Genomic DNA, 12,035 nt, shown 5'->3' with positions numbered 1-12,035 from the left:
GACGCGGACGGCGCCGGACGCTAGGTTGCGGTCGACACCACCGGGAGGCCGCAGCATGTCCGACACGATCACCTTCACCCTCGACGGTCAGTCTGTCGACGCCGCCCCCGGCCAGACCATCTGGGAGGTCGCGCATGGGCGCGGGCTCGTGATCCCGCATCTATGCTTCAAGGACGCGGCCTCCTACCGGCCTGACGGCAATTGCCGCGCCTGCATGGTCGCGGTGGAAGGGGAGCGGAACCTCGTCGCCTCCTGCCTGCGCACGCCCACCCCGGGGATGGTCGTCACCACCGACCAGCCGCGCGAACGCCAGGCCCGCAAGATGGTCATGGAACTGCTCGTCGCGGATCACCCGGAGGAAGACCGCGCCCACGACAAGTCGAGCCACATGCGCGAGATGGCCGATCTGACGGGGGTCACGACCTCCCGCTTTCCGGCCAAGCAGGCGGATCATGTTCCGCTGCTCGACGACAGCCACGTGGCGATGCGCGTGAATCTCGATGCCTGTATCCAGTGCAACCTGTGCGTCCGCGCCTGCCGCGAAGTCCAGGTCAACGACGTGATCGGCATGGCCTACCGCGGTCACGATGCCTACCCGGTCTTCGACCTCGATGATCCGATGGGGGCCTCGACCTGTGTCGCCTGTGGCGAATGCGTGCAAGCCTGTCCAACGGGTGCCCTGATGGAAGCCAGCGTGCTGGATGCGGAGCAGGTCGGCGACAGCAAGGATTTCGACGAGGAGGTTGCCAGCGTCTGCCCCTTCTGCGGCGTGGGCTGCCAGATCAGCCTCAAGGTCAAGGACGGCAAGATCAAATACGTCGACGGCATCGACGGCCCCGCGAATGAAAATCGCCTCTGCGTGAAGGGCCGCTTCGGGTTCGATTACATCGAGCATCCGCATCGCCTCACCAAGCCGCTCATTCGGCGTGACGATGCGCCCGCCAAGGGGCTCAACGTCGATCCCGCCGATTACGCGGACGTCTTCCGCGAAGCCTCCTGGGAGGAGGCGATGGAGGTCGCGGCGAAGGGTCTGACCCGGCTGCGCGACTCCGAAGGCGGCGAGCGGATCGCGGGCTTCGGTTCGGCCAAGTGCACGAACGAGGAAGCCTATCTCTTCCAGAAGCTGATCCGCGAAGGGTTCGGCCACAACAACGTGGATCACTGCACCCGTCTGTGCCATGCAAGTTCCGTCGCCGCCTTGATGGAAAACGTGGGCTCCGGCGCCGTCACCGCGACCTTCAACGAGATCGAGAACGCGGACGTCGCCATCATCATCGGTGCCAACCCGATCGAGAACCACCCCGTCGCCGCGACCTACTTCAAGCAGTTCGCCAAGCGCGGCGGCAAGCTGATCGTCATGGACCCCCGGGGCCAGGCCCTGTCGCGGCATGCCAGCCACATGCTGCAGTTCAAGCCGGGCACCGACGTGGCGATGCTCAACGCGATCTGCAACGTGATCGTGGAGGAGGGCCTCTACGACCAGCAGTACATCGACGGCTATACCGAGAACTGGGACAACGAGCGCGAACACCTGCGCCGTTTCACGCCCGAGAAGATGGCGGAGGTCTGCGGCATCGACGCGGACACCCTGCGCGACGTCGCCCGCACCTTCGCCGGGGCGCAAGCTGCGATGATCTTCTGGGGCATGGGCGTCAGCCAGCACACCTACGGCACCGACAACTCGCGCTGCCTCATCAGTCTCGCGCTGATGACCGGCCAGATCGGACGACCGGGCACCGGGCTGCACCCGCTGCGGGGCCAGAACAACGTGCAGGGCGCCTCCGACGCGGGCCTGATCCCGATGTATCTGCCCGACTACCAGTCGGTCACCGAAGAGGACATCCGCTTCAGCTTCCAGGAAGTCTGGGGCAACGACCGCATCAACCCCGAACGGGGCCTGACCGTGACCGAGATCCTCGAGGCCGTGCACGCGGGCAAGATCAAGGGCATGTTCATCCAGGGCGAGAACCCGGCGATGTCGGACCCCGACCTCGATCACGCACGAGGGGCACTGGCGAAGCTCGAGCATCTGGTGGTGCAGGACATCTTCCTGACGGAGACGGCGAACTACGCCGACGTGATCCTGCCCGCCTCGGCCTTCGCCGAGAAGACCGGCACCGTCACCAACACCAACCGGCAGGTCCAGATGGGACGCCCCGCGGTCGCACCGCCGGGCGAGGCGCGCGAGGATTGGGCGATCCTGATCGATCTGGGCCAGCGCATCGGCCTGAACTGGACCTACGAGCACCCCCGCGACGTCTTTACCGAGATGACGCGCGTCATGGCCTCTTTCGATCACATCACCTGGGAGCGTCTGGAGCGCGAGGCCGTCACCTATCCCGTGAAGGGTCCCGATGTGCCCGGGGATTCGATCATGTTCTCGGATGGGTTCCCGCGCAGCAGCGGGCGCGCCAAGTTCACGCCCGCCGAGGTCATCGCCCCCGACGAGACACCGGATGCGGAATATCCGCTCGTGCTGACCACGGGCCGTCAGCTCGAACATTGGCACACCGGTTCGATGACCCGCCGGGCCAGCGTGCTGGACGCGGTGGAGCCGCAGGCGAATTGCTCGATGCACCCGCATACGCTGCGCGATCTCGGCGTGGAGCCGGGAGGTGCCGTGCGGCTGATCACGCGGCGGGGGAACGTCACGCTGATGGCCCGGGCCGACCGGGCCGTGGCGCGCGACATGGTCTTCCTGCCGTTCGCCTATGTCGAGGCGGCGGCCAACATCCTGACCAACCCCGCGGTCGATCCCTACGGCAAGATTCCGGAGTTCAAGTACGCCGCAGTGCGGGTGGAGAGGGCGGATCAGGACACGATCGCTGCGCAGTAGGAAAAACTTGTTCCATCACAATACCGATACGCCCTCAATTTTTTGGCTCACGTGCGCGTGACGGTGGTTAAGATATTGTAGTGGATGAACCTTTTGGTTTTTGCCGCAATGCGGCGTCGCATTTCGGTTACACTACGGGGCCCGGCGCAGGAAAACCGGTCTGCGCCACTCGAACTTTCCGCCGAGATTGCCATTTACCCCTTACACCCGCCGGATGCGGGCCATGAAAGGACAAGCCATGAAAAAACTGAACCTCTTCGTCGCCGCTGCCGCTGCCTCGATGATCGCCGGTGCTGCTGCTGCCCAGACCACCGTGTTCCAGAACGAAGACGCCGCCAACGACGCCGTCGACGACCTGCAGGAGCAGATCGCCGAGGATGCCGAGCGTGACATCGGCCGCTTCGGCAACGAAGGCCGCGTCATCGGCACCTATGGTTCGGTCGCCCTGCGCGCCACCGGTTCCAGCACCGACGAAGGTGACACCTCCAACGTCGGCGTCGGCCTGCGTTACGGCACCTTCGACGGCGTGAACGGCATCGACGTGTCGGCCAAGTACGACTACGCGGACGACGACGGCGACGAGCTGACGAACCGCCTGCTGATGGGCGCCGACTACCGCCGCGATCTGACCCCCGCCTACTTCGCCTACGGCAAGCTGGATGCGGTTCTCGATCGTGCGGCAGAACTGCCCGAGAGCTACGAGACGGACGTCTTCGTCGGCGTGGGCCTGGGCTACCGGGTTCTGAACGACGGCATCAACCAGTGGTCCATCCAGGCTGGCCCCGGCTACCGTTACGCCGAGCAGGTCGACGGCACCACGATCGATGAAGTCGCAGGCTCCGTGTCCTCGAACTACTACCGGTCGCTGTCGGACCTGTCCTACGTCACCAACGACACGGACGTGATCTTCTCGGACATCGGCACCCAGGTGCAGAACGAGCTGGCGCTGAACGTCGCGATGACCAGCGACCTGTCGCTGCGCACGTCGCTGACCACGATCTACAACGACGATTCTGACGACAGCTTCTCCGATGCGGACAACACGCTGGGCGTGTCGGTCGTCTACAACTTCAACTGATATCCTCGGATTGCATTCCCGATCACGTCAGTGAAGCAGGGGCGGTCGCGCAAGCGGTCGCCCTTTGTCGTTGTCGCAGGCCACGAGAAAAAGTTTGACCCGTCGAGGGAGTTCCCGCCATCATGATCCGGCAATGGGCCGGTTTCGGCCCATGACGGCCCGCGCGGCCGGACCTTGGGAGGGGTTCTTGCATGACGGCGATCGCCCTGGGCGACGATGTGCGATCCGTGCCGCATCTGCTGGCACGCAACGTGGCGCGGCACGCGGCGAAACCCGCCTACCGCGAGAAGGAATTCGGTATCTGGCAAAGCTGGAGCTGGGCCGAAGCTGCCGATGAAATCGATGCCTTGGCCATGGGGCTTCTGGCCCTCGGCGCCGACCGCGGGGATCATGTTGCAATCACCGGTCGCAACCGTCCGGCGCTTTACTGGGCGATGGTGGCGGCGCAGAAGATCGGGTGCATTCCCGTCCCGCTCTACCAGGATGCCGCGGTCGAGGAGATCGCCTACGCGCTCGAGCATTCCGGCGCGCGGTTCGCCGTCGCGGGCGACCAAGAGATGGTCGACAAGCTGATCGACGCGCAAGCTGACGGGGCTGCCCTTCACCATGTGATCTACGTCGATCCGCGCGGGTTGCGTCGCTACGACCACACCGCGATGTCGAGCCTTGCAGATGTGCAGGCCAAAGGTCGGGCCAGCAATACCCGTGCCGAGATGGAGGCGCGCACCCAGGCCCTCACGCTCGAGAGCACATGCGTCATGCTCTACACCTCGGGCACCACGGGTCGGCCCAAGGGCGTGGTCCTGTCGAATTACAACGTGATCGCCACCTCGAAGAGCACCGCCGAATTCGACGACCTGCGCGCGGGCGACGAGGTGCTGGCCTATCTGCCGATGGCCTGGGTCGGCGATTTCATCTTTTCCATCGGGCAGGCGATGTGGACGGGGTTCTGCGTGAACTGCCCCGAAAGCCCCGACACGATGCTGACCGACCTGCGCGAGATCGGTCCGACCTATTTCTTCGCGCCGCCGCGGGTGTTCGAAGGTCAGCTGACAACCGTGATGATCCGGATGGAGGATGCGGGACGGGTCAAGAAATGGCTGTTCGATCACTTCATGGCGCACGCCCGCCGCACAGGCCCCGCGTTGCTGGACGGCGAGCGGGTCGGTGCATTGGACCAACTGCGCTACCGGTTGGGGGATTTGCTGGTCTATGGTCCGCTCAAGAACACGCTGGGCCTGTCCCGCGTGCGCGTGGGCTACACCGCCGGTGAGGCGATCGGGCCGGAAATCTTCGACTTCTACCGCTCGCTGGGGATCAACCTCAAGCAGCTCTACGGTCAGACCGAGGCGACCGTGTTCATCACCCAGCAACCCGACGGTCAGGTCCGCTCCGACACCGTGGGCGTGCCGTCGCCAGGGGTGGAAATCCGCATCGCCGACAGTGGAGAGGTCTTCTACCGCTCCCCCGGCACTTTCGTGGAATACTACAAGAATGCGGACAGCACCGCCTCGACAAAGGACCCTGAGGGCTGGGTCGCGACCGGGGACGCCGGCTTCATCGAGGAACGCTCAGGCCATCTGCGGATCATCGACCGTGCCAAGGACGTGGGCAAGATGTCGGGTGGCGAGATGTTCGCGCCCAAGTACGTCGAGAACAAGCTGAAGTTCTACCCCAACATCCTCGAAGCGGTGGTCTTCGGCGCGGGCCGAGATCGCTGCGTGGCCTTCATCAACATCGACCTCAACGCCGTGGGCAACTGGGCGGAGCGCAACAACATCGCCTATTCCTCTTACCAGGAACTGTCGCAGCACCCCCGCGTGCTGGCCCAGATCGAAGAACACGTGAACGCGGTCAACGAAAGCGTGGCCGAGGACCCGATGCTTGCCGCCTGCCAGATCCACCGCTTTCTGGTGCTGCACAAGGAGCTCGACGCCGACGATGGAGAGATGACCCGCACCCGCAAGGTCCGCCGTGCCGTGGTCGGCGACAAGTTCGCCGATCTGGTGGGCGCGCTCTACGACGGGTCCGACACGATCTATACCGAGACCGAAGTCACCTACGAGGACGGTCGCAAGGGCAAGTTGCGCGCAACGCTCGATATCCGGGACGCCAAGGTGGTTCCGGTCGAAGGCCGCCGGATGGAGGCCGCGGAATGACGGGACGACGCTCTTTCCGCTGCGCGGAAAAACGCCCCGCCCGCCATCCCCTGCGGTCGCGCGCCGCCGCGCCTGTCGCAAGGGCTGGAAGGTGCGGGACGCCTCGCCGGCGGGGCAGATATTTTCGGCCAGAAGAAGTCAGGGGTCACGCGTGAAGGATACCGTTGAGCCTTATGTGACCCAGGACGGTCGTGCCATCGGCGGCATGCTGATGCACCTGCGCGGGATCACCCTGCGGTTCGGCGGGGTCGAGGCGATCAAGAACATCTCGTTCGATATCCGGCAAGGCGAGATCCGCGCGATCATCGGGCCGAACGGCGCGGGCAAGTCCTCAATGCTGAACGTGATCTCGGGGTTCTACAACCCGCAGGAAGGCGAGGTCTGGTTCCGGGGGGAGCGACGGCCACCGATGAAGCCCTACCAGGTGGCGCGGCAGGGCGTGGCGCGGACGTTCCAGAACATCGCGCTCTTCGAGGGGATGTCGGTGCTCGACAACATCATGACCGGGCGGCTGACGCAGATGAAGGCCGGGATGCTGGCGCAGGCGCTCTGGATGGGCCGCGCCGAGCGCGAGGAGATCGAGCACCGCGCACATGTCGAGCGGATCATCGACTTCCTGGAGATCCAGTCGATCCGCAAGACCCCCGTCAGCCGCTTGCCCTACGGTCTAAAGAAGCGGGTCGAACTGGCGCGGGCGCTGGCCGCCGAGCCGGACCTTCTTCTGCTGGACGAGCCGATGGCGGGCATGAACGTCGAGGAGAAAGAGGACATGAGCCGCTTCATCCTCGACGTGAACGACGAATTCGGGACGACTATCGCGCTGATCGAGCATGATATGGGCGTGGTCATGGACCTCAGCGACCGGGTGGTCGTGATGGACTACGGGCGCAAGATCGGGGATGGTACGCCCGCCGAGGTGCGCAACAACCAGGAAGTCATCGACGCCTATCTGGGGGTCGCCCATGACTGACGCCGTCCGAAACATCTGGAGCAGCCACGCGTTACCCTTGCGAACATTGCAAGGAGACGACCGTGAGCGACCACGAGACATGGCTGAAGAAGACCCTCGCCGACATTCTGGGCGAGGACCGGGGGCTGCCCGATTACATGATCGACCGGATGCGCAAGTTCCGGCCGGAGGATCTGGACGAATTGCGCAAGAACGAGCGCGACGCGGTGACCTCGGCCATCGGCCGGGTGGCACGCCAGTCGCGCGATGCCCGTGGCGCCGAGCTGGGCGCGGGCGAGGGGCGGCCCGAGTATGTTGACGGCGACATCGACTGGGGCCTGCGCGCGGCCCGTTCCGCGCTCGAAGCGCAGCCTGCGGGCCAGCGCAGCGAGAAGGCCAATGAATTGCTCGCCGATTGCGAATGCCCCGCTGCGACGGGTCCCACTCCGGGGCGCGACGGCGGCTCCGGCTTCGACGATCCCATCGCGACGCAAGACTGACACAACGGCCCGGGCGCGTCCGGCCGGAAGGTTCGGAGGCGCCCATGTCGGCTGATTTTCTCTACGGTATCGAGGTTCTGATCAACGGCCTGATGGCCGGCGTACTCTACGCGCTGGTGGCGCTGGGCTTCGTGCTGATCTTCAAAGCCTCAGGAATCTTCAACTACGCGCAGGGCGTCATGGCGCTCTTCGCGGCGCTAACGCTCGTGGGGGTGATGGAAGGGCAGATCCCCTTCAGCCACCTCATAAACGCGATCTTCGGGACCGACTTGCATTACTTCGGCTGGACCGTGCCCGCGCTGCTGGCAATCCTCGTGACGCTGGCAGTCATGGTGCTCTTCGCCTGGGTGGTGCACACCTTCGTCTTTCGCCATCTGGTGGGGCAGGAGCCGATCATCCTCTTCATGGCGACCATCGGTCTGGCCTATTTCCTCGAAGGAGTGGGGGACCTGATGTGGGGGTCGGATATTAAGACGCTGGACATCGGGCTGCCGCAAGGCGGGTCGATGTTCGTCGAGGATCTGACCGTGGGGCTGGGCGGAGAGGACTTCTACGGCTTCTTCATCGACAAGCTCGACATGGTGGCCACCGTTGTCGCGGCGGTGCTGGTGATCGCGCTGATCGCGTTTGCGCAATACACCAAGCAAGGCCGTGCCATGCGCGCCGTGGCGGACGACCACCAGGCGGCCCTGTCGGTCGGGATCTCTCTCAACTTCATCTGGGTGCTGGTCTGGTCGCTGGCGGGCCTCGTGGCGCTGGTCGCGGGGGTCATGTGGGGGGCCAAGTCGGGCGTGCAGTTCTCGCTAAGCCTGATCGCACTGAAGGCGCTGCCGGTACTGATGCTGGGGGGCTTCACCTCGATCCCCGGGGCCATCGTCGGTGGGCTGATCATCGGGGTGGGCGAGAAGTTGTTCGAGTACAGCATCGGACCGCTAATCGGTGGCGCGACCGAGACTTGGTTCGCCTACGTGCTGGCCCTCATTTTTCTGGTGTTCCGGCCGCAGGGTCTGTTCGGGGAGAAGATCATTGAGCGGGTATGATTGCGAAGGCACCCGTGTGAGGCTGCAGCCCGCGGCGTCCGTCCGCTCGGCCGCGCGGACAACTTTCGGAGGGTATGATGCTCTATCGTGAAGCCGGCGATTTCAAGACGACCTATCGCGCCGACAACCAGACCTTTCCGATCCTCTTCGACCGGGTAGGCTTCTGGATCACGCTCGCCGTGGCCTGGCTGATTGTTCCGCTGGTCATCAACGACTACTGGGCGAACGCGATCCTCGTGCCCTTCCTGATCTACGCGATCGCCGCGATCGGGCTAAACATCCTGACGGGCTACTGCGGGCAGGTGAGCCTTGGGACGGGCGGCTTCATGGCGGTGGGGGCCTATGCGGTCTACAAGCTGATGACGGCCTTCCCGGATGTCTCGATGGTGATACACATCCTTCTGGCAGGCGGAATCACGGCCATCGTCGGCGCGCTCTTCGGCTTGCCCAGCTTGCGGATCAAGGGGTTCTATCTGGCCGTGGCGACGCTGGCGGCGCAGTTTTTCCTCGTCTGGCTCTTCAACAAGGTGCCGTGGTTCTACAACTACTCCGCCTCGGGCCAGATCAATGCGCCGGAACGCTTTCTGTTCGGACAGGCGATCACCGGGGCCAACGCGGGGCCAACCGCGCAGTACCTGATCTGCCTCGCCTTCGTGACGTTCTGTGCGCTGCTGGCACGGAACCTGACGCGGGGCACGGTGGGGCGATCTTGGATGGCGATCCGCGACATGGACATCGCGGCAGAGATTATCGGCGTGAACCCCCTGCGCGCCAAGCTCACGGCCTTCGCCGTCAGCTCGTTCTTCATCGGCATTGCGGGCGCTTTGTTCTTTGCCGTCTATCTGGGCGCGGTCGAGGTGGGGGAGGCCTTCGGGATCAACAAGTCCTTCCTCGTGCTCTTCATGTGCATCATCGGCGGGCTGGGGTCGATCTTCGGCAGTTTCGCGGGGGCCGCGTTCCTCGTGCTGCTGCCGGTGGCGCTGAAGGTCATCGGCGCGGACCTGCTGGGCTGGCCCACGCAGATCGTGAGCCATCTGCAACTCGTCGTCGTGGGCGGGCTGATCATGTTCTTCCTGATCAAGGAACCGCATGGCCTGGCCCAGCTCTGGCGGCTCACGAAGGAGAAACTGCGGCTCTGGCCGTTTCCGTATTAGGCGCTCAGGCGAGGAGGCCTCGCGCTTGACCATCGCCCGGGGGCACCCCTTGGCATACACAACTGGGAGGAAGACCATGAAACGGACGTTCACTGCCGCCGCAGTCGCGGCGCTGATGACGGGAAGCGCCAGCGCGGACCTCGTCATCCCCGACCTCAGCTACCGGACCGGACCCTATGCAGCGGGCGGAATCCCGTTCTCGGACGGCTACCAGGATTACTTCGCTCTGCTGAATGCCCGCGACGGCGGGATCGGTGGAGAAGAGATCCGCGTGGTGGAATGCGAGACCGGCTACAACACCGAGAAGGGCGTCGAGTGCTACGAGAGCACCAAGGGTGAAGGTGCGCTGGTCTACCAACCGTTGTCCACCGGCATCACGTACCAGTTGATCCCGAAAGCCACCGCCGATGGCATTCCGCTGCACACCATGGGCTACGGGCGCACCTCGGCCGCGGACGGGGAGGTCTTCAACTGGACCTTCAACTACCCGGCCAACTACTGGGATGCGGCTTCGGTCGCCGTGAACTACCTTCTGGACGAGAACGGCGACGATCTGTCGGAAACCTCCGTCGCGCTGGTCTACCACGACAGTGCCTACGGGGCGGAGCCAATCCGCACGCTCGAAGAGCTCTCTGCCAAGCACGGGTTCGATTTGTCGCTGTTTCCCGTCACGCCTCCGGGGCAGGAGCAGAAGTCGACCTGGCTGCAGATCCGCCGTGAGCGTCCCGACTACGTCGTGATGTGGGGCTGGGGCGTCATGAACCAGGTCGCTATCCAGGAGGCCGCGAACATCAACTTCCCGATGGAGAACTTCATCGGCAACTGGTGGGCGGGCGCAGAGCATGACGTGACCCCCGCGGGGGCCGCCGCCGACGGGTACAAGGCGCTCAACATGAACCGGATCCAGGACTACCCCGTGCTGGGCGAAATCCAGACGCAGGTGATCGACGCCGGCATGGGTGCGGGTGATGGCACGAACGTGGGCAAGGTGCTTTACGTGCGCGGCATGTATGCCGCGATGCTGGCCGCCGAGGCCATCGCCAATGCGCAGGAGATCCACGGCGTCAGCGACATCACGGCCGCGCAGATGCGCGACGGGATGGAGCAGCTGGAGATTACCGAGGCGCGCATGGAAGAACTGGGCATGGCCGGCGTCGGGCCGTCGTTCAGCGTTTCCTGCGAGAACCACGGCGGATCGGGCGAGGGGCTGGTGCAGCAGTGGAACGCGTCCGACGGCGTCTTCGAGCCTCTGACCGACTTCATCACGCCGGATGACGCGGTCATCGATCCGCTGGTCGAGGCCGATGCCGCGGCTTTCGCCGAGGAGAATGGCATCTCGCCGGGTTGCCTGTAAGGCGCCGGGCCGGGCGGCCCATACGGGCCGCCCGATTCTTTTAAATACTTATAAAAAAAGAGAGCACAGGGGCCCGCGATGCTGGATAGCGCCGAGACCGAGACCGAGACCGAGACGCTGCTCGAGGTCAACAATATCGAGGTGATCTACAATCACGTGATCCTCGTGCTGAAGGGCGTGTCGCTGAAGGTGCCCAAGGGCGGGATCACGGCGCTGCTGGGCGGCAACGGGGCGGGCAAGACGACGACGCTCAAGGCGATCTCGAACCTGCTGCAATCCGAGCGGGGCGAGGTGACCAAGGGCTCGATCCTCTACCGCGGCGACCGGGTGCAGGACCTGTCACCCTCCGACCTCGTGCAGCGCGGGGTGATCCAGGTCATGGAAGGTCGCCACTGCTTCGAGCATCTGACCATCGAGGAGAACCTGATGACCGGCGCCTATACGCGCCGCGACGGGTCCGCGGCCACGGCGGCGGATCTTGAGATGGTCTATGACTACTTTCCCCGCCTGCGCGAGCGGCGGAAAAGCCAGGCGGGCTATACCTCCGGCGGAGAGCAGCAGATGTGCGCCATCGGCCGCGCGCTCATGTCCCGGCCAGAGACGATCCTGCTCGACGAGCCCTCCATGGGACTTGCTCCGCAACTGGTGGAGGAGATCTTCGGTATCGTGAAGGATCTGAACGAACGCGAGGGCGTCAGCTTCCTGCTGGCCGAGCAGAACACCAGCGTCGCCCTGCGCTTCGCCCACCACGGCTACATCCTGGAATCGGGTCGTGTCGTCATGGAGGGTCCCGCCAGGGAACTGCGCGAGAACCCGGACGTGAAGGAATTCTACCTCGGCATGTCGGACGAGGGCCGCAAGAGTTTTCGCGACGTGCGCAGCTACCGCCGCCGCAAGCGCTGGCTGGCGTGAACCTCTAAGAACCGTCTCGCTATTGAATAACCCGCTGCCCCGGATGACATCTT

General features: G+C 64.6%; 9 protein-coding genes. All 9 read left to right on the top strand.

Going from position 1 to position 12,035, the window contains the following annotated elements; all coding sequences use genetic code 11:
• Positions 1-55: 55 nt before the first annotated feature.
• The 9 genes from fdhF to EU805_RS12765 all read left to right on the top strand — a co-directional run bounded on the left by fdhF (position 56) and on the right by EU805_RS12765 (position 11,982).
• On the top strand, positions 56-2,836 hold the full coding sequence (gene fdhF, locus EU805_RS12805) for a formate dehydrogenase subunit alpha (protein WP_129764384.1): 2,781 nt from the start codon (positions 56-58) through the stop codon (positions 2,834-2,836).
• 238 nt (positions 2,837-3,074) lie between these two features.
• Entirely contained in the window at positions 3,075-3,914 is an 840-nt protein-coding gene (locus tag EU805_RS12800; RefSeq protein WP_129764383.1) for a YdiY family protein, read from the top strand.
• A 191-nt stretch (positions 3,915-4,105) separates the two neighbouring features.
• Positions 4,106-6,073 carry an AMP-binding protein gene (locus EU805_RS12795; protein WP_129764382.1) on the top strand — a complete coding sequence of 656 codons (1,968 nt, stop codon included), beginning with the start codon at positions 4,106-4,108 and terminating at the stop codon, positions 6,071-6,073.
• 205 nt (positions 6,074-6,278) lie between these two features.
• A complete protein-coding gene (locus EU805_RS12790; protein ID WP_129764565.1) occupies positions 6,279-7,043 on the top strand; it encodes an ABC transporter ATP-binding protein in 765 nt (254 codons plus the stop codon).
• Positions 7,044-7,105: 62 nt separating this feature from the next.
• Complete coding sequence (locus tag EU805_RS12785) at positions 7,106-7,522, top strand: hypothetical protein (protein WP_129764381.1); 417 nt, start codon at positions 7,106-7,108, stop codon at positions 7,520-7,522.
• 44 nt (positions 7,523-7,566) lie between these two features.
• Positions 7,567-8,562 carry a branched-chain amino acid ABC transporter permease gene (locus EU805_RS12780; protein ID WP_129764380.1) on the top strand — a complete coding sequence of 332 codons (996 nt, stop codon included), beginning with the start codon at positions 7,567-7,569 and terminating at the stop codon, positions 8,560-8,562.
• Positions 8,563-8,639: 77 nt separating this feature from the next.
• Positions 8,640-9,716: a branched-chain amino acid ABC transporter permease gene (locus EU805_RS12775; protein ID WP_129764379.1), complete on the top strand. Its 1,077-nt coding sequence runs from the start codon at positions 8,640-8,642 to the stop codon at positions 9,714-9,716.
• A 76-nt stretch (positions 9,717-9,792) separates the two neighbouring features.
• Positions 9,793-11,070: an ABC transporter substrate-binding protein gene (locus tag EU805_RS12770; RefSeq protein ID WP_129764378.1), complete on the top strand. Its 1,278-nt coding sequence runs from the start codon at positions 9,793-9,795 to the stop codon at positions 11,068-11,070.
• Between the two features lie 78 nt (positions 11,071-11,148).
• Positions 11,149-11,982: an ABC transporter ATP-binding protein gene (locus tag EU805_RS12765; RefSeq protein ID WP_129764377.1), complete on the top strand. Its 834-nt coding sequence runs from the start codon at positions 11,149-11,151 to the stop codon at positions 11,980-11,982.
• Positions 11,983-12,035: the final 53 nt, after the last annotated feature.

The organism is Salipiger sp. IMCC34102, assembly GCF_004145405.1.
Lineage (GTDB): Bacteria > Pseudomonadota > Alphaproteobacteria > Rhodobacterales > Rhodobacteraceae > Loktanella.
The sequence above is the reverse complement of the archived record's forward strand: the minus strand, read 5'-3'. Positions and strand labels throughout refer to the sequence as shown.